Raw genomic sequence first — 18053 nt, 5'->3', positions numbered from 1 at the left:
CCATGCTGACCTCCTTGCCCAGCATGAAGGTTGAATCAGATTTGCACGCCTAAGGGAATCCCAAGCCGATTCAGTCTCATTTCATCCCGCTCTAGCAATACCCGAAACCTGCAACCTCGCCCGTAGTCTGCGCAAATCAACTGGGGAAGCGGACAGACGCGCAGCATCATATATTGTCGCCGCCTGAGCGAAACATGCCAAGCAGTCTACTTTGAGAAACGACGTGTGTACGATTTGTTCGAGGAGCGGGGCCTGTATGTTCCCAAGGACCGATACTATAGCGTGGTGTCACATTTATATTTCTGCGGGATGAGGACACGTGCCGAAGGAAAATTGCACATTTTCGCCGTGTGGCTTATTTTCAAGAGTGTGATCGGTTTGGCATATTCCCGGCCGACATCCGCCACCGGCAACTCCCCACACGGTGAGGAAGAGAAGTCTTACGCCTGCATTTTCTGCTGGAGCGCGCGTGCTGCAGCGACCATGTTCATGAGGGCAGGGCGGACCTCCTCCCATTTGCGTGTTTTGAGGCCACAGTCCGGGTTTATCCACAGTTGGCCGTCGGACAGTCGCTCGCGGGCAAGCATGACTAAGTCCGAAATCTCGCCGACTTCCGGGACGCGTGGTGAGTGAATATCATAGACGCCGGGACCGATTTCGTTCGGATATTTGGAGCTCGTGAAGGCGTCCAACAGTTCCATCTTCGAGCGCGACGTCTCAATCGAAATGACATCCGCATCCATTCCAGCAATCGCGTGAATGATCTCGTTGAACTCCGAATAGCACATGTGGGTATGAATTTGAGTCGCGTCCTTTACACCCGTTGAAGCGATCCGGAAACATTCGACAGCCCAGTCGAGATAGACTTTCCAGTCAGATTGGCGCAGTGGCAATCCTTCGCGAAACGCGGCCTCATCGATCTGGACCATCCTTGCGCCGGATCTTTCGAGATCCGTCACTTCGTCGCGGATGGCGAGCGCGATCTGGCGGCAGGCTTCGGAGCGGGGTACGTCGTCGCGAACAAAAGACCAGTTGAGAATGGTGACTGGGCCTGTGAGCATTCCCTTCACGGGCTTTTCCGTAAGCGACTGGGCGAATTGCCACCAGCGCACTGTCATCGGATTGCGCCTCGATACGTCGCCGAAAATGATGGGGGGACGCACGTAGCGCGACCCATAGCTTTGTACCCAGGCATGCTGGGTGAGCGCGAAGCCGGACAACTGCTCGCCGAAATGCTGTACCATGTCGTTTCGCTCGAACTCACCGTGCACCAGCACGTCCAGCCCGATCTCTTCCTGCCAGCGAATTGCAGCCTCGATCTCCTTCTTCAGGAACGTCTCATAGTCGACATAGCTCAGCTGGCCCTTCGCATGAGCGGCCCGCGCCTTGCGTACCTGCGGCGTCTGCGGGAAGGACCCGATGGTCGTCGTCGGGAACGGCGGCAGCCCGAGTGAGCCGGCTTGGACTCTGGAGCGCTCGCCAAAAGCGCTCTCTCGTCGATTCGCGCTGTCCTCAATGCTAGCGATCCGCCCCTGAACAAGCGGGTCATGGATCCTCGTGGATGTCACGCGCGTGGCGGCAGCCTCGGCAGACGCTTTCAACGCGCCTGCCACCGCATCCCTGCCTTGGGACAGGGCCCGGGCCAGCAAGACCAGCTCGTCGGTCTTCTGGGCCGCGAAGGCGAGCCACGACCTGATGTCGGCGTCGAGTTCCGTCCCCATGCGCAGATCAATCGGCACATGCAGCATCGAGCAAGAAGGCGCGATCTCGACGCGGTCCAAGGGCCAGCCGGCGACGATCGGTTTGATGCGGTCGAGAATGGCGGGCAGGTTCGCACGCCAGACGTTGCGGCCATCGATCAAGCCAAGCGAGAGCACCAGATCCTTCGGAGCGAGCCGACCCCCCGTTTCCAGCTGCTCGGGAGCGCGCACGAGATCAATATGCAGCCCGGCCAGGGGCAGAGAAACCGCGGTTTCGAGATTGTCTCCCAGCGACCCGAAATACGTAGCCAGCATGATCTTCAGCTCGGGCGCGGCTTTCGACAGCTGGCCATAGGCGAATTCGAACGCAGCTCGTTCGTTCGGGTTCAGATCGAGGACAAGCGCTGGCTCATCGATCTGCACCCAGTCGGCTCCCGACAGCTTCAGCTTCTGCAGGACTTGCTCGTAAACGGGCAGCAGCCGCGGTAGGAGCGCGATGGGACCGAACCCCTCGGCAGGCGATTTCGCCAGCTTGAGGAAGGTGATGGGTCCAAGGATGACTGGGCGTGTGTGAATGCCGAGAGCTTTAGCCTCGAGGAAGTAATCGACCGGCTTCGATGACGAGAGGGCGAACGTCTGATCATCATCGAGTTCCGGCACAATGTAGTGGTAGTTGGTGTCAAACCACTTGGTCATTTCCATCGCGGTTACACCAGGTCCATGAGCCTCCTCCTGGTGACCAGCGTGTCCACAATCCTCCGTCTGACCCTGGTTGCCGCGCGCCATTGCGAAGTAGATGTCAAGTGGGGCCTCGCCGCTATTCCAGCCGAAACGGGATGGAACGGCCCCGACCATGGCTGCGGTGTCGAGCACATGGTCGTAAAGCGAGAAGTCGTTCGACGGGATTTTCGACACGCCGCGATCGCGCTGCTCTTCCCAGCTAGCGGCACGGAGCGCCTTCGACGTCGTGAGAAGGTCGCCAGCGGACGATGTTCCGGACCAGTAGCTTTCAAGCGCGAATTTCAGCTCTCGCCGACGACCGAAGCGCGGCACGCCGAGCGTTGCTACAGGAATTTCCTGAGAGTCAGTCATGTCATACCCCGATGGTTGGGGCGCCGATGACAAGGAAGGCGCTAGCAGGCCGGCACGAACGCCGGCTTGCAGCGCCACCGAGACACCCCGCCCGTGGACGTAATTCGCCGTGGCAGGTCTCCTGGCTCGCGGGGTCATAGCCTCTACCCGCCTTCCTGAGGGTATTCGCCTCAGTGACATGAGTGGGGTTGGCTCGCCGCTAACAGTTGCGGGGGCAGCGCCGGCATTGCACCGGCTTCCCTCTTAGCTCCGCTGCGGCAGCGCCGCACGCGAGGACCACGACACGCAGACAATCACAGCAGTCCGCTCTTTTGTCAATGACGCATAACGAAATGTTTATGTCGTTATGTGATTTCGCTTTTACGCTTGTCTAACATTGTGAAATATTCAGTCGCCCATTGGCGGCGCTGCTCCGCTGCCACCATTGTCCAACTAATGGATCCCTGTCGGGCTGCGACATCCCTCGCAGGTCGCCGATGAAGGATTTCGGACAAGACTTCAAGCGCGTGACAACGTCATTAGAGCGATTCCTATTTTGAGAGAATCGTAGGATTCCCAAAGCCGGATGTTTGTGATTCAAGATGCTGGCTGGATTGGAGGCCAGCATCTGATGACGCGAGCGCTTTCAAATGACCTTCGTGAGCGTGCAGTAGCGGCGGTTGGCGACGGGGAGACCTGCCGTGCGGTTGCCTCGCGCTTTGGCGTTGCGGTTTCCTCTGTAGTGAAGTGGTCGCAGCGTTACCGTGCCACTGGCTCGGTGGCGCCGGGCAAGATGGGCGGACATCGCAAGCGCGTCCTTGAGCCGCATCGGGCCTTCATTATGGAGCGGCTTAATCAGACCTCTGAACTGACGCTGCGTCGGCTGAAGGACGAGCTGGATGCTCGCGGGGTCAAGGTCTCGCACAATACGGTGTGGCTGTTCCTGCGCCGCGAAGGCCTGAGCTTCAAAAAAAACTCTGTTCGCCCTTGAGCAGGCGGTGCCGATATTGCCCGCAGGCGCCAGCGATGGCGCTCTTGGCAAAGCGGTCTCGATCCACAGTGCCTGGTCTTCATCGATGAGACCTGGATCAAGACCAACATGGCTCCACTGCGAGGTTGGGGGCCGAAAGGCAAACGGCTGCGCGGCTTGGCTCCACACGGCCACTGGCGCACGCTGACCTTCCTCGGTGCACTACGCTGGGACCGGCTCGCAGCACCTTGCATCTTCGACGGACCGATCAACGGCCAATGCTTCCGTGCTTATGTCGAGCAGCAGCTCATCACCGTGCTGAAGCCCGGCGACATCGTGGTCATGGATAACCTGGGAAGCCATAAGTCGGCGGCCATCAGGCAGACGATCAAAGCTGCCGGCGCCAGGCTTTGGTATCTGCCGCCCTACTCGCCGGACCTCAATCCGATCGAGCAGGCCTTCGCCAAGATCAAACACTGGATGCGACAAGCTCAGAAACGCACCGTCGAGGACACGTGGCGCCACATCGGCCACCTCGTCGAAACCATCGAGGCAGCCGAATGCAAGAACTACTTCGAAAACGCAGGCTACGCTTCCGTCAAAATATGAAACGCTCTAGAATGCAGAAGATCGCATTGGTGGCGATGTTTAACGATGCGGCCGCAAGCCGTGCGTGCGTGGTAGAAGCGGTTTTCTCGGAGTGAGCGCCAAACCGTGGTCCGAGGGGAATTGGCACGCCAGTCGTCATCACGGGTGACTAGGCAATCGTGATGACTCCGCTCGGCGGCAAGAGACCACACTGACGGAGCCTGGCTCAAGGGTCTGATGCAAAGCCCGACTGTGGTCCCGATAAGCCGCTTAAGCCGCATTCAGGCGGTCAGGATAAGTATCTCTCTCTCCAAGCGCTCGGCATTGAGGGATGCGCAAATGCAGGCAAAGCTCGCGTGCTTCATATTCTGCATCATACGATCGGCAGGACCCAGTTTTTATCCAGTGCACGCGTCAGCGCGGTGTGCAATTCTGGCTCGGTCCGATACGAAGGCATTTGGGCCTCGCTGATCCAGCCCAAGCCAACATAGTGGAAGTGATCCGCAGGGACCGTAACCCGGCTGCTGTCCAGTTGCCGAACGAAGTCCGCTGACCAATGGTGGATCGTATACGCTTCAAGTTTGTCCATCATCCTCCGCCAGCGTTGGATGCGTTCTTCGCGCGGCATGCTGGCCGCTCTTGAGATCGCGGTAGCTATCTCGTCGGAGAGCCTCGGATTTACCAGCAGGGCGTCCTCGCCGAAGTCTTCGGCCGCGCCGGCAAACTTCGATAACACCAGAACGCCAGGGTCGCTCGGATCTTGTGCAGCAATGTATTCTTTCGCCACAAGATTCATGCCATCGCGCAACGGCGTCACAACGCAAACACGCGCGGCTCTGCAAAGACCCGCTATCTCAGCTTGGGTGAACGACCTGTTCTCATAGATAATCGGCATCCACTCGTCCGTGCCATGCCGGTTGTTGACTTGATTGACGAGTCTTTCGACGTCGCGCCGATATTCGCTGTACGCTTGGATGTCGCCACGTGAGGGAGTTGCGATTTGCAAGAGCGAGACACGTTGCGGCTCGACTGCCAGCAGATCGAAAGCTTTAATCCGATTGTCGATGCCCTTGGTGTAGTCGAGCCGATCGACGCCGATAACTAGCTTTGCTCCGCCAAGTTTCAACTGCGAAATGTAGGCTTTCTGCGCCTCAAGCGAATCTGCGGCACACTGTTCGAATTGCTTCGGATCGATACCTATAGGAAAATTTTGGCATTGCGTCTGGCCATGGTCCGAGAAAACGACTCCGTTCTTGCTCTCCAGCCCCAAATGAGATTGGACACAGGCGAGGAAATTGCTCACATCACGGTCGGTCTGGAAACCGAGCAGATCATACTCGAGCATACATTTCATTAGCTCGCCAGAATTGGGCACGCGCTCCATCATGTCAGACTCGGGCCATGGCGTATGCAGGAAATGGCCGATCGGCCGGTCAATGCCGAGTCTGTGCAAATCAGCGCCGAGCGGCAGGAAATGGTAGTCATGAACCCAGTAGACTGCGTTATCTCCCAATTCGGACACCGCGCGCGCCATGAAGGCATTGACGTCGCGATAACTTTTATAATCCTCTTCCGAGCCTGAGATCCGGTCCGGCAGCGAGTGGAGCGCCGGCCACAATAGTGAATTTGCAAAACCTTGATAGTACCGAGAATAGTCCGCTGCCGGCCCATCGAGCCACCCGATTTGACCTTTGCCACGCTGCACGAGGGGCACCTGTTGCTTATCCCCGTCGCCCAGATGCTCGGAAAAAACTACCCAGACCGCGCCGGAACGCTCCACGACGCACTCCAGGGCCGCCGAAAGCCCGCCTGTCTTGGGCTGATCAGAATTGACAGTCGCACCGCGGTTGGAAATTGCGATAAGACTCCTATGTGGCTGCTGGGCCGCCGTGTTGAAGCGCTGGTCTGCGGCTGAGACAACAGGACGGGACGGGCCAACTTCGGCTTGTTGTTCTCGCTCCTGTGGCAAGTCTCTCAGGGGTTGTTCAAAAGCGATTAGTTCGTGAACAGCCCCAGTTTGCCATGTGAGGTTCCGGCGCGGCGAGTTGGCGTTGTTCAATGCGTCCATTTCATGCCTCCGTTGAATATTCCCCATGATGGAGCAACTGGCATTCCCAGATTGGCACACCCCCTGCTGACGAGAATCTGACGAGCGTCAGAGCAAATGGCGACCGATTGTCGCGTTTCGGCTTCGGCGCCCTCAAGAACCGGCTTATCGCGAAAATAGCTGGCGACCCGATCGAGCGGACCGTGCTTGCGGTAATTGTTGGATTGTTCGGATAAGAGATACACCCAGTAGATGCCAGCACCTGTTGAAATGAACTGAAACTATGTCGCTGCCGCCAAGGCTGCCGGGCCCCGTGATGCGATCCTGCGTCTGCCGAACAGTTTTGACACGGAGATCGGAGAGGGCGGGATAGTCCCTTTCCGCCCGTCAGGGCCCGTTTTTTGAATCCCTTCCTCGTTGCCCTCGACGATCCCAAAATCGTGGAAGCCAGACCGCGATGTGAATACCAGCCAGGCGAGCACTTCCTGACATCCGCGAATGCCGGGCTCCACATCCGGCGCCTCGTCGAGATTGACGAAGATGAAGCCCTGCTGCCAATTCCGCTGGTCCCATACCAATGGCGAACCAGTCTGCCTGCATTCGGCATCGTGGGACGTGATCGCAAGTCAAGTGCTCCGACGGACGCCGCGAGTTCTCCGTTACCTCAGGAACCTTACTGGCCTTCCCCAAGCTGAGCTTCTGGAAAATGCCGGTGGCGATCTCGATGACGGTGAATGCCGTCAAGGCAAGCCCGCCTTGCACCGCTCTTCCAGCGAGCTTCATGGCAGCAGAATCGGTCAGTTCTCCGAAGCGAATGGCTGTCGCTATCAGCGAGCTTTGACACAGTTCCGCCACTGCGATGATCGCGTCAGTAGGGCGGCTGGTTAGTTGCCCGCGCATCTACAGCAACCCAGCCCGTTCCGCCTCGCGGCGCAAATTCTGCCTTGGCCTTGGGCCGATCTGCTGGATCACCAGGCCGGCCGCCAGCGAGCCAAGGTCGCCGCAGGTCTTGAGGTCGCGGCCCTGCGTGTAGCCATGCAGGAAACCGGCGGCGTAGAGATCGCCGGCGCCCGTCGTGTCGACCAGCTCCTTGATGGCGGTCGCATGGATGACCACGGTCTCGTCGCCGCGCACGATAACCGAGCCTTTTTCCGAGCGTGTGACGGCGGCGATCTTGCAGTCCTTGCGGATCTGCGCCACCGCTTCGTCGAAGGACGAGGTCTGGTAGAGCGACTTGATCTCGTCGCTGTTGGCAAAGACGATGTCGACCGTGCCCGAGCGCATCAGATCGAGGAACTCGTCGCGGTAGCGGTCAACGCAAAACGAATCCGACAGTGTCATCGAGACTTCGCGCCCGGCCTCGTGCGCGAGCTTCGCCGTCTGCCGGATCGCCTCCTTGGCGCGCGGCGGGTCCCACAGATAGCCCTCGAAATAGGTGACCTTGGCGCCAGACGCCTTGTCGGCCTCGACATCCTCCGGCCCAAGCTCGACGCAGGCGCCGAGATAGGTGTTCATCGAGCGCTCGCCGTCCGGGGTGACGAAGATCATCGAGCGCGCCGTCGGCGGCTCGCCCTCGAGCGGCCTGGTGTCGAAGGCAACGCCCTGCGCATGGATGTCGTGCGCATAGATTTCGCCCAGCGCATCGTTGGACACCTTGCCGAAGAAGGCGGCGCGGCCGCCGAAGCTGGCGACGCCGGCCGCCGTGTTGCCGGCGCTGCCACCGGAGGCCTCGATCGCCGGCCCCATGTGGCTGTAGAGCAGCTCGGCGCGCTTGGTATCGATGAGGTTCATGGCACCCTTGATGATGCCGTTGGTCACCAGAAAAGCGTCGTCGCACTGGGCGATGATGTCGACAATGGCATTGCCGATGCAAAGCACGTCATAATCCGGCATCAATGTCTCCGCTTGGGCTTTCCGCTTGCCAATTCGCTTGCCGGCGGCTTCACGGGGCGGCTAGTCCTGCCTCGCGACGCAATTCGTCCGCCCTGTCTGTCTTCTCCCAGGTGAAATCAGGCTCTTCACGGCCGAAATGGCCATAGGTGGCTGTATTGCGGTATATAGGGCGCAAGAGATCAAGCATCTTGATAATGCCTTTCGGTCTGAGATCGAACAACTCAAGAATGAGGCGCTCGATCCTGCTTTCCTCAACCCTGGCTGTCCCGAACGTGTTGACCATGACGGAAACCGGACTGGCCACGCCGATTGCGTAAGCAAGCTGCACCTCGCACACGTCCGCAAGTCCGCTGGCGACGATGTTCTTTGCGACATAGCGGGCCGCATAGGCAGCCGAGCGGTCAACCTTGGACGGGTCCTTGCCCGAGAAGGCGCCGCCGCCATGACGACCCATCCCGCCATAGGAATCGACGATGATCTTGCGTCCAGTGAGACCGCAGTCGCCGCGCGGCCCGCCGACTACGAACCGCCCCGTCGGGTTGACCAGAATTCTGATGCCTTCCGTCTCCAGGTGGGTCGGCAGGACAGGCTTTATGATTTCCTCAATGACGCCCTCGCGGACAGTCTCTTGCGAGACCTGCTCGTCATGTTGCGTCGACACGACGATGGTATCCAGGGCGACCGGGCGCAACCCCTCATAGCGCACTGAGACTTGGGATTTCATGTCAGGACGCAACCAGCCAAGCTGTGCCTTCCGGACATACGCCTGCCGTTTCGTCAAGCGATGAGCGAGCTGGATCGGCAAAGGCATCAGGGTATCGGTTTCGCGGCATGCGTAGCCGAACATGAGGCCCTGATCTCCCGCTCCCTGCTGGAGGTCTTGCCCTCTTCCCTCGTCAACGCCTTGGCTGATGTCGGGCGACTGCTCGGTGAGGGCATGGACGACGGAGCAACGCCGGCCGTCGAAGCCGACGGCCTCGTCGTCGTACCCAATGTCGAGAATCGTATCGCGCGCAACTTGGCTGTAATCCACCTGGGCATCGCTGGTAATCTCGCCAGCCAGAACGACTATCCCTGATTTTACCAACGCTTCACAGGCGACGCGCGCCTTGGGATCTGTGCGGAGGATGGCGTCGAGGATGGCATCCGAGATGTTGTCGGCCAACTTATCCGGGTGCCCCGCGCCAACCGATTCGGAAGAGAACACGAACTGCCTAGCCATGAATACCTCGCTTCGGGTGTTGGATGTGGTATGGGCATTTTGCTTGGCCCACCTTACTTGTCGGAGATGCCCGGGACCTCGAACGCAGCGCACAAGTCGGCAACGTCTCTTCGCACGCAGGCATGGAGATCTTCGTCGTCTGGCCGCTGGAGGACGGAGTCAATGAAGCCAGCAATTTGCTCCATTTCCACATCGCGCATGCCCATTGACGTCACTGCTGGTGCCCCCAGGCGAATTCCGCTTGTGACCGCCGGATCCCGCGGGTCGCCAGGCACCATATTAAAGTTTGTGATGATTCCTGCCTTTGCTAGTCGCTCGGCATAGGCCTTGCCCGATAGTGGCCGATTGCGAAGATCAAGGATCAGCATGTGATTGTCCGTCCCCCCGGTCACCAGGTCATGACCTCGCTCAAGCAGTGCATGTGCCAGAGCCTTGGCGTTCTTGACCGTCTGTTGGCCGTAGCTTCGGAAGGACGGGTTCGCGGCTTCGTGCAAGGCAACCGCTAGCGCAGCGATGGCATTCATGTGAGGCCCGCCTTGCAGGTGAGGGAAGACCGCCCGGTCTATTCGTCTGGCGAGATTGTATTTGCTCTTTGTATGATACAGGGCCTGATAGCGATCTTCGTTCCTTGACAAAATGAAGCCACCGCGGGGACCGCGGATCGACTTGTGGGACGTGCTGCTGACCACGTCGCAATGGCCCACGGGATTCGGGTGCGCTCCCGCGGCAATCAGGCCGCTGATGTGCGCAATGTCGGCTACGAGATAGGAGTTCGCTTCCAGGGCAATTTCTGCCATTGCCGCGTAGTCAAAGACACGCGGGTAAGCAGTTCCGCCGACCCAAATGAGCCGCGGCCGTTCCCGCTTGGCTGTCTCGCGCAAGCGGTCATAGTCAATCTGCTGTGTCGTTTCATCCAACCCATAGGGCACGCGTTGATAGTCAGTACCGGAAAAGTTGATGGCCCAACCATGAGTCAGATGGCCCCCTTCCGGAAGGGGCAAGCCCATGACTTTGTCACCGGGACTCAAAAGCGCACGATAGACAGCCTGGTTGGCCGGCGAGCCGGAATAAGGCTGGACGTTGGCATGCTCGCTGCCAAATAGTGATTTCAGGCGCTCAATGGCTAGATTCTCAAGCTCATCAACGATCTCGTTTCCAGCGTAGTAGCGCGCACCGGGGTACCCCTCGGCGTACTTGTTCGTGAAAATCGAGCCGTTCGCTTCCAGCACGGCCGAGGACGCAAAGTTCTCTGAGGCGATGAGCTTGAGGGTCGTCCGCTCCTGCCGCTCCTGTCTCAGAAGCAGCTCGTGAACGCGGCAATCAACCGCGGCCAAGGAAGACCGCCCGTGGGTGTCGGGCTGTGCGATCGCACCGTCTGCGGAGTTGTCCATGGTAGCTTCGCGCTCCAATTGGATTGACCTATTTCACGATCAAGCACGCGGTCCCCTTCGGCCGCGTGTCTCGTACCGCTTCGAGCCGCTGCAGGTCCTGTTTATGATAGCCGTCGCGATGGGGCAGGAGATCGACCAATAATTGAACCAGCCCGCCGTCGTTGGATCCTGCGGTGAGATGGTACGAGCGCCACGGAGGCTGTTCGTTGCAGCAAAGAAAGTCGGCTCTGGCGAGCAGCCGGACGTGTCGCGCAACCCGCTCTCGACACACGCCCAGAATCTCCGCTAGCTCGCAGACAGTTAGGTCCGCATGCGCACAAAGGCCCAGGATTCGAAGGCGGTCTGGATGCGCTGCCATGCGTAGGCGACTAACCAGTGTCATCATGGCTCAGGACCAAGTCCTGCCGAATTTCTCATTTCGCGTTCTCCACAGAAGCTGCAGATTTCGAAGGTTGTCCAACGACCGGACAAATCTCGGTGGCCGTGACACCGTCGATATCCTGTGTCGAACAAACAAATGGGCGCTCTTCTTGCCTTTAGCCGAAATTGCAGGCAGTTCGGCGAGTCGAAGACAAGCGGGGCCACGGTTTGGAACCACTGACCTCAGACGTTGCAATAAGCCTACCATTCACAGCAAGCCGGAGTTGCTAAGAGTCTATGAATTTCCTTGAAGGATCTGTTGCAACGTTTGCCCAGCCTGGCCTGCTCCCGGTTTGCAGCGGTCATCGTCAGGCGATCCATCGCCTCTGCGAGCACGATCAGGAATTTGCCCTCCATCGCATCGCTGATCAGCTCCTGAAGGCCGGGACGCAACAGCGACGCGCCCCAGATCGCGCGGTGGGTATTGCTGTCGACGACTGTCCAGCCTTGCTTTTCAGCACGCAAGCAGCAGAGCCGCAACTGATCCTCGATCGAGGCGTCTCGGTGTTTGCCAGTTGACTAGCGAGCGCCAAGCGCGACCTTCATGAGGCGGCCCCTTACTCCGGGACGCGGTCTCGCGTTTGGCTATCCGTTTCGGCTTGAACGAAATCCCGTGCGGCCTGTCGCGCCAGCAAGGACCAGATTGACGAAGCGTCGATCGGGCTTCGGCAACGCAGGCACAGCCGATTCGCGGGCCGCGCCGGCGACCACACGAAGCTTTTCGGCTGTTGCACGTTTCGGTCGCGCTTTGATCGCGTTCCTGTCCTGACGCGAAATACTCCGTTTCGCGACAATGATGCCAAGTCACAGTGCTTCGACAAGATGGAAATTCTTTGTGATCAATAACGCGCGTCGCGCAGGAGCCAGTGCTGGCCGATGACGGGGCACCTTGTGCTCCGAAGAAGCCATGGCTATATATCCGGATAGAGAACGGAGGCACGCGATGGGCAACACTGCACAGAAGAGAGCCATCGAGAATTATCGCTCTCGCCTGGCTGAGCGCGGCATCGCGCGGTTCGAGATCCTGGCGTTCGACGCAGACCGCGATCTACTGCGAACTCTCGCCCGAAAATTAACGGAGAGCGGGCCGGATGCCCGACAGCTTCGTCGGACCATACAGCAAGCCGTGGCGGGTGAGCCACCGAAAGCGGGCAGCATTCTCGCCTCGTTGCGTCGCTCGCCTCTGGTTGGCTCCAATCTCGACCTCAGCCGGCCGCGCGAAGTGGGGCGCAAGATCGACCTGTGACGCGCTACCTTCTTGATACCAATATCATCAGCAACGTCATAAAGCCGGAGCCTTCGGGCTCGTTGCTGGCCTGGATGGGCGCGCAGAAGGACGAAGACCTCTTCATTGCTTCGCTAACTGTCGCCGAAATTCGCAGAGGCATCCTAGAGAAGCCGAAGGGGAAAAAGCGCAGCAGCCTCGAAACTTGGTTCGAGGGCTCCGAAGGCCCGCAAGCGCTGTTCGCTGGCCGCGTGCTATCGTTCGACGAGAAAGCTGGCCTCGTGTGGGCGCGGCTGATGGCCAACGGCAAAGCCAGAGGCCGTTCGCGGAGCGCCCTAGACACAATCATTGCCGCTGTAGCCGAAGCCAACGAGTGTGTCGTAGTGACCGACAATGAAAAGGACTTCGAGGACGTTCAGATCATCAACCCGCTCCGTAGCTCTGGAAGCCAAGCGGGTGATGATAGCTCCAACAGTCCGGCCGATTCAATTTGAGGATTTCAACGGCACAAAGTCCGAACGTCTCGAGTTCCGCTTTAATGCCATCCCGGTTCATCTAGTCAGCTCGATCTACCAACAGCTCGCACGCACGAGCGGCGCGGACAAGGCGCGATCGCAGGGACTGCGCGATACGCGCGTCGAGCTCGTCCATCTTACACTCGCTCTCGTCTTCGAACGCCTCTCGCCAAACGCCACTGTAGTCGATCCCGCGTGCGGCTCGGGGCCTTCTCATCGAGGCTTTCTCGGGACTGGTCTGGCGCGTTACCAATGGCAAGTTCGCCCGCCGGGAACTCGTCGGTCTGTACTCCCAGCTCTGGGCGTCCACATCAACTGCGGAGCTCTTGGCATCGCCGTGTTCTGCCTTTAGCTGGCAGCTCTCGAGCTCTCGAGCTCTCGAGCTCTCGAGCTCGACGAGCAGCCGATCAGCGACATCCGCGACCTCAAGTTCGACCCGGTTGACTCGATAACACCCTATTGGCAGATTCAGTCGGGGAGGATCTGCCCACTCCGATCACAAGCCGATCTTTCGACGCCGTGGTCGGGAATTCTCCATGGACCTTCATGAAGAAGGAATGCAGCGCCGAAAGCCGAAGCGCTTCCGATACATCGACGCCCCTTCCGAGACGGAGCCCCGATTAGGCATTCCTGCCACTCTATCTAGCCGACCCCCGTGGCCGCGTTGCCGATCGGTGCGCACTGGTCGCCTACATCGCCCCGGCACGTCAAGATCGTCTGCGCTGACGCTCGTTGAGCAATTCAGGCCGCCTCCGGCTGGGGTTTGATCAGCGTCAGCGTCAACCAGCGCGCGGTCAGCGCCGGCTTTTTCGAGCCCTCGATCTCAATCGTCACGCCCAGCGCCGTCTGCACCCAGCCCGACGGCCTGACCTTGACGTCGGCCAGTACGAAACGGGTGCGGATGCGCGATCCGGTTTTCACCGGCGCCAGGAAGCGCAGCGATTCGAAGCCATAGTTGACACCCATCTTGCAGTTTTCGAGCGGCCGCATGGTCTCGAAAGTCATCGCCGACAAAAGCGAAAGCGACAGGAAGCCATGTGCGATGGTGCCGCCGAACGGCGTCTCGCGCTTGGCGCGCTCCGGATCGCAGTGGATGAACTGGTGGTCATCGGTGGACTCGGCGAACTGGTCGATCATCCGCTGCGAGATCACCCGCCACGGCGACACGCCGACTTCCTTGCCGACGCTGGCCAGAAGTTCGTCGAGACTGATCGGTTCCACGCTAATGTCCTCCATTTCAACCGTCCGAAGCGCGAGCGGCTTCATTCCGTGAACAGTGTCACCCCATGCTGCACCGACCGCCGGCCATCCATCGGCAGGATGGCTTCGGTGAGATGACTGCCGTCACGGCTGCACGAATAGAACGTTCCGCCGGCAATCTCATTCGGCGCACCGATGCGGCCGATCCGAACATGGCCGCAGACGGGCTGGCTTCTACCTCGGTCGCGGTGCGCGTCCTGCAGGCCACTGAAAACAGCTCGTCTTGCTACCGGTGATCATTCCGCCGGCGCCGCTATGCGGTATTGTCGCAGATTGATAAAATCAATTGTCTGGATAGGAACCATCCGTGTCTCGAATTTGGAGGAGTCCAGCAGACGGCGTGGCTTGTGGTCCTTGTTGAAGCGCGCCGACCTCATTGGCCGCTAGCTCTGAGCCGGCAAGAAGCGCCAGTTCAATGACATTGGGTGTCGACACGGCAAAGCGGCATCAGATGCTAATTTATTATGCGGGATAGCGCTTGCTTCAAGAAGCGCTCGGCCTGACGTGGAAGCAGCACTGGATCTGGATTGTCGGTATGCGCGGATATTCGCGCAGCACAGCGGCAACCGCAGCGACGATCGATCTCAGCCGTTGCGAGCATGCCGATGTTGGTGGCGGCCACTCTGTTAGGCTGAAGCGTAGCGCGCATCTGATCCGCCACCAGACCGGGTTGCGTAACTTGGATTTCCAAGGCGTCTTCATGGGTTTGCACCGTCAGCGCGCTCACAGCAAGGCAGGTGCGCACGCCAAGGCAAGCGATCGTCTCGATCTCGCGGGCAATTCCAGCCCCACCGCGGGAATCTGACCCGACAACGACGAGCAGATGCGGTTCTCGCCCCAGCGCCATTGCTCTGCCTTTCGATCCATTCTCGCGTGCGCGCTTCTGGGGCGTCGTTCAGCGCAAAGTCGGTGACCACGGCTGCGCTTTCCGCGCCAGCCTCGAAAAACGCCTTCGAGCCGGTCAGGTTGAGGCCGCCGATGGAGACCAATGGGATCGGCGCGACCTGGTGCTTCCACTCGCTGATCCGCTCGAGCCCTTGCGGCGCCCATTTCATCTGCTTCAGGCTAGTTGGATAGATGGGCCGAGCGCCACATACTCCGGCTCGGCCACTGGCGCCGTTTCCAGTTCGGTGTGATCGTGGATCGAAAGGCCGAGCTTCAATCCGGCGTATTTAATCGTCAGCATCGGCGGCAGCCAAATCCTTTTGACCAAGATGGACGAAGTCGCAGCCTTCCTCGATTGCCGTGCGCCAATTGTCGTTGACGCTCACTTGGCAACCATGGACCGCGCAGGCGTCGTTCGCGCGGCGGATTTCCGTCTGCAGTCCTTTCTCGTCCATATCCTTTATCCGGAGCTGCAGCAGACTCACGCCGAGCGGCGCCAGCCGGTCAACCCAGCCGGCACGTCGAAATTCAGATAGAAGGGATCGAGCTTCATGAGAAGACAGCCCTGCCGACGGTCGGTGAGTAGCGCGGTTCGAGCATTCCCGAGTTGAAAGCTTCACGACCGGCATCGACCGCTTTGCCGAACGCACGCGCCATGCCGACCGGATCGGCCGCCCTCGGGACCGCCGTGTTCAGGAGCACGGCGTCAAACCTGAGCTCCATGACGGTCGCCGCGCACGACGGCCGTCCGAGCCGTGCATCCACAATCAACGGAATGTAGGGGAAATGTCCGCGCATCAACTGGACCTCGGAGCTCAACGCTTCATCGCATTAGAATGAGCGTTCGAAACGCAGGATACCGCCGACACTGCTCTTCTTGTTGGCATTGGTCCAGTTCACTTCGGAAGCTTTCACCTTTCCGACGGCGGAGCCTCCGTAGCGGTCATAGTCGAGTTCAGCCGTAACTGTGAAATCTGGAAGAAGCGCGTAGGCGACGTTCGCAGCGACACCATAGTTCTTGAGCTGATCACCCGAGAGCTGAAGGTTCAACGAAGTTGTCTCGTTGAGCTCGTAAGCGGCGCCAGCCCAGAAAGCCCAGTTCCCGCCCCAAATCTTATAGAAGCCGCGACCATGAGCGTCGATCGCGTTCATGGGGTCGTCGTTGAGCTTGCCGTTGGAACCGTAGCCGAACATTCCGAACAGCAACAGTTCGTTGGTGACATTGATGTCGACACGGACCTTGGCGGCCACCGATTCGTAGTTGCTATCATAACCAGCAACGCCGGTGATCGCTCCCCAGCCATGTGTGTATTTCAAGCCGCCGACTATCTGCGGAGCGTAGTTGTCGATTGTGCCGACCACGCCTGAGCCTTCTTCGAGCGAAACCACGGCCGAAAAGCCGTTCCCGGCGTCGAAGTAGTACTGGACCACATTGGTATCCAAAGCGCCGTACGGAACCGGCGTCTGGTTGAGTACGTCACCCGCGCCGCCAATAAACATGTCGAAGGCCGACCAGTCCTTACCAACTCGGAGGCCACCAAGCTGAATCCAGGCGAAAGTCAAGATGCTGTCTCCGTTGAAGGCATAGGACCGAGAACTGTCCGAAACCGAAGTGTGGCGGTTACCGAAATTCACGCGGGTTTCGGTGTAGGTCTTCAACGTGCCGAGTTCGGTCTCCTGGCCGGTCCAAGCTTTCAGTGTGAAGCGCGTGTTGTTTTGCCATGTACCCTGATCCTCACCAGTCCTCACATCTGAGGTTCTTGCGTGGTAAAACAATCCGACATCGCCCAAGCCCACGTAGTAGCTAAGATAGCCGCCGATGCGCAGGCAGGTCTCGGTGCCTGAAATATAGACGTAGCTGGAGCCGTAGACGTCGCAGATCTTGAGGTACTCAGTGGGATCAGGCTCGGGGACGATGATCACGGCGCGAGCGTCGGAAGCGGCGATCAGTGCCGCAGTTGAGCCGAGGAGGAGGCTCCCAATGGTCATTGTTGATCTCCGTCTAAATAGTAAAAGGAATCGAGACCGATGAATGATTTTTGCTGAGCGAACGATTGACAGCGAACCAAGCTTAATTCCAGGAGTGTTGCTGCACCTGCCGTGCTAATGCTTAGGAGAATTTAGAATGTGGTTGAGACTTGCTGTCACATTTATTAAGTAGTTATCACTCCAGACGATCATACAACATTTTTGTACAATTACCCTTTTCACCTCCGCGGCGGGCCTCACAAAGGGTACTACTGCAAATGACGTGCCACCCTGACGACCCAGATGCGGCTTGAAGCTCAAATGTGCGGGCGGACCTTGGTTCGCGCTTCCGTTCTTTTTGCCTTGCGGATCCACCCAAGCACGAACGGCAAACGTTTCGGCTACGGTTCGTCTGTTCGCTTCGCGACAGTTTGGCTTAATGGCGACGGCATTGTTTCCTGTGAGCGAGCCCCGCCGTTGAGGCATCATGCGGCGGCCACCGCTCGGTACGACGCCGTCACTTTGGCGAGCTGATGGTCGATAACCACGCGCCGCAGCCTTGCACCACTGAGTCGGTAGGCGCCAGCCTTGGCATTGCGGCGGACCTGACGGTCGCGTCGAGCAGGTTTTCGTGCTGAAAGCGGCGCGCCACAGCTAATGCTTCTTGCGAGCAATTCACACAACGAGCTCATCGAGACGGCAGAGATCATTATGGGCGGCGCTAGCTGGCGTGCAAAGTCTGGATCCAACACCGTATTGTCTCATCGGAGGCGGCATCTGCGCTCAGAAGAATCTCCCACGCGCGGTGGAAAAACGATGCGCGTGAGGGTTTCGGCGGGAACACCATCGTCAGTCGCTGACCGAGTGCGCTCAGACCATCGCTGTCCAGCCAAGACTG

At 59.1% G+C, this 18053-nt stretch carries 12 protein-coding genes, 4 pseudogenes and 1 riboswitch; of the genes and pseudogenes, 4 read left to right on the top strand and 12 right to left on the bottom strand.

Annotation, left to right across the window (positions count from 1 at the left end; all coding sequences use genetic code 11):
- Nucleotides 1-440 precede the first annotated feature (440 nt).
- Nucleotides 441-2792, bottom strand: a complete 2352-nt coding sequence (metE, locus tag NKI38_RS27520) for a 5-methyltetrahydropteroyltriglutamate--homocysteine S-methyltransferase (protein ID WP_352663246.1) — start codon at nucleotides 2790-2792, stop codon at nucleotides 441-443.
- Between the two features lie 94 nt (nucleotides 2793-2886).
- Nucleotides 2887-3088, bottom strand: a riboswitch (cobalamin riboswitch).
- 269 nt (nucleotides 3089-3357) lie between these two features.
- On the opposite strand from metE, the pseudogene NKI38_RS27515 reads away from it, so the two are divergent.
- Nucleotides 3358-4350 (top strand): annotated as a pseudogene (locus tag NKI38_RS27515) (IS630 family transposase).
- 352 nt (nucleotides 4351-4702) lie between these two features.
- On the opposite strand, the gene NKI38_RS27510 reads toward NKI38_RS27515, so the two are convergent.
- From NKI38_RS27510 to NKI38_RS27485, 6 genes and pseudogenes are all read right to left on the bottom strand, one after another.
- On the bottom strand, nucleotides 4703-6397 hold the full coding sequence (locus NKI38_RS27510; RefSeq protein ID WP_352663243.1) for an alpha,alpha-trehalose-phosphate synthase (UDP-forming): 1695 nt from the start codon (nucleotides 6395-6397) through the stop codon (nucleotides 4703-4705).
- Between the two features lie 879 nt (nucleotides 6398-7276).
- Complete coding sequence (locus NKI38_RS27505) at nucleotides 7277-8269, bottom strand: adenosine kinase (RefSeq protein WP_023812682.1); 993 nt, start codon at nucleotides 8267-8269, stop codon at nucleotides 7277-7279.
- A 49-nt stretch (nucleotides 8270-8318) separates the two neighbouring features.
- The gene (gene metK, locus NKI38_RS27500; protein ID WP_023812683.1) at nucleotides 8319-9491 is read right to left on the bottom strand and encodes a methionine adenosyltransferase; all 1173 of its coding nucleotides are present in this window, start codon (nucleotides 9489-9491) and stop codon (nucleotides 8319-8321) included.
- 53 nt (nucleotides 9492-9544) lie between these two features.
- On the bottom strand, nucleotides 9545-10882 hold the full coding sequence (gene glyA / locus NKI38_RS27495) for a serine hydroxymethyltransferase (protein ID WP_352583645.1): 1338 nt from the start codon (nucleotides 10880-10882) through the stop codon (nucleotides 9545-9547).
- A gap of 28 nt (nucleotides 10883-10910) precedes the next feature.
- Complete coding sequence (locus NKI38_RS27490) at nucleotides 10911-11240, bottom strand: ArsR/SmtB family transcription factor (protein ID WP_352663239.1); 330 nt, start codon at nucleotides 11238-11240, stop codon at nucleotides 10911-10913.
- A 263-nt stretch (nucleotides 11241-11503) separates the two neighbouring features.
- A pseudogene (locus NKI38_RS27485) lies at nucleotides 11504-11809 on the bottom strand (recombinase family protein); the annotation flags it as partial.
- 436 nt (nucleotides 11810-12245) lie between these two features.
- Between NKI38_RS27485 and NKI38_RS27480 the strand changes: the two are divergent.
- Nucleotides 12246-12548 carry a hypothetical protein gene (locus NKI38_RS27480; RefSeq protein WP_352663237.1) on the top strand — a complete coding sequence of 101 codons (303 nt, stop codon included), beginning with the start codon at nucleotides 12246-12248 and terminating at the stop codon, nucleotides 12546-12548.
- On the top strand, nucleotides 12545-13021 hold the full coding sequence (locus NKI38_RS27475) for a type II toxin-antitoxin system VapC family toxin (RefSeq protein ID WP_352538830.1): 477 nt from the start codon (nucleotides 12545-12547) through the stop codon (nucleotides 13019-13021). Before NKI38_RS27480 ends, NKI38_RS27475 begins: the two co-directional genes overlap by 4 nt.
- 762 nt (nucleotides 13022-13783) lie before the next feature.
- On the opposite strand, the gene NKI38_RS27470 is transcribed toward NKI38_RS27475, so the two are convergent.
- Nucleotides 13784-14278 carry a MaoC family dehydratase gene (locus NKI38_RS27470; RefSeq protein WP_352663234.1) on the bottom strand — a complete coding sequence of 165 codons (495 nt, stop codon included), beginning with the start codon at nucleotides 14276-14278 and terminating at the stop codon, nucleotides 13784-13786.
- A 98-nt stretch (nucleotides 14279-14376) separates the two neighbouring features.
- Between NKI38_RS27470 and NKI38_RS27465 the strand changes: the two genes are divergently transcribed.
- Entirely contained in the window at nucleotides 14377-14538 is a 162-nt protein-coding gene (locus tag NKI38_RS27465) for a hypothetical protein (protein ID WP_352663231.1), read from the top strand.
- A 218-nt stretch (nucleotides 14539-14756) separates the two neighbouring features.
- On the opposite strand, the gene NKI38_RS27460 is transcribed toward NKI38_RS27465, so the two are convergent.
- The 4 genes and pseudogenes from NKI38_RS27460 to NKI38_RS27445 form a co-directional block, all read right to left on the bottom strand.
- The gene (locus NKI38_RS27460) at nucleotides 14757-15047 is read right to left on the bottom strand and encodes a bifunctional hydroxymethylpyrimidine kinase/phosphomethylpyrimidine kinase (protein ID WP_352657479.1); all 291 of its coding nucleotides are present in this window, start codon (nucleotides 15045-15047) and stop codon (nucleotides 14757-14759) included.
- Nucleotides 15001-15672: pseudogene (locus NKI38_RS27455) on the bottom strand (thiamine phosphate synthase). The gene NKI38_RS27460 and the pseudogene NKI38_RS27455 overlap by 47 nt, the downstream one beginning before the upstream one ends.
- A gap of 64 nt (nucleotides 15673-15736) precedes the next feature.
- Nucleotides 15737-16000 (bottom strand): annotated as a pseudogene (locus NKI38_RS27450) (thiazole synthase); the annotation flags it as partial.
- 18 nt (nucleotides 16001-16018) lie between these two features.
- The gene (locus tag NKI38_RS27445) at nucleotides 16019-17176 is read right to left on the bottom strand and encodes a porin (RefSeq protein WP_352663228.1); all 1158 of its coding nucleotides are present in this window, start codon (nucleotides 17174-17176) and stop codon (nucleotides 16019-16021) included.
- Between the last annotated feature and the right edge of the window lie 877 nt (nucleotides 17177-18053).

Origin of the sequence: Mesorhizobium sp. M0621, from assembly GCF_040320745.1 — a bacterium.
Classification (GTDB): domain Bacteria; phylum Pseudomonadota; class Alphaproteobacteria; order Rhizobiales; family Rhizobiaceae; genus Mesorhizobium.
The sequence above is the reverse complement of the archived record's forward strand: the minus strand, read 5'-3'. Positions and strand labels throughout refer to the sequence as shown.

Bases quoted from the DNA above. Each gene is read 5' to 3' on its own strand.
- NKI38_RS27510 (WP_352663243.1), bottom strand. From the start codon at position 6,397: ATGGACGCATTGAACAACGCCAACTCGCCGCGCCGGAACCTCACATGG.
- NKI38_RS27505 (WP_023812682.1), bottom strand. From the start codon at position 8,269: ATGCCGGATTATGACGTGCTTTGCATCGGCAATGCCATTGTCGACATC.
- NKI38_RS27470 (WP_352663234.1), bottom strand. From the start codon at position 14,278: ATGGAGGACATTAGCGTGGAACCGATCAGTCTCGACGAACTTCTGGCC.
- NKI38_RS27480 (WP_352663237.1), top strand. From the start codon at position 12,246: ATGGGCAACACTGCACAGAAGAGAGCCATCGAGAATTATCGCTCTCGC.
- NKI38_RS27465 (WP_352663231.1), top strand. From the start codon at position 14,377: ATGACTGCCGTCACGGCTGCACGAATAGAACGTTCCGCCGGCAATCTC.
- NKI38_RS27445 (WP_352663228.1), bottom strand. From the start codon at position 17,176: ATGACCATTGGGAGCCTCCTCCTCGGCTCAACTGCGGCACTGATCGCC.
- NKI38_RS27490 (WP_352663239.1), bottom strand. From the start codon at position 11,240: ATGGCAGCGCATCCAGACCGCCTTCGAATCCTGGGCCTTTGTGCGCAT.
- glyA (WP_352583645.1), bottom strand. From the start codon at position 10,882: ATGGACAACTCCGCAGACGGTGCGATCGCACAGCCCGACACCCACGGG.
- metK (WP_023812683.1), bottom strand. From the start codon at position 9,491: ATGGCTAGGCAGTTCGTGTTCTCTTCCGAATCGGTTGGCGCGGGGCAC.
- metE (WP_352663246.1), bottom strand. From the start codon at position 2,792: ATGACTGACTCTCAGGAAATTCCTGTAGCAACGCTCGGCGTGCCGCGC.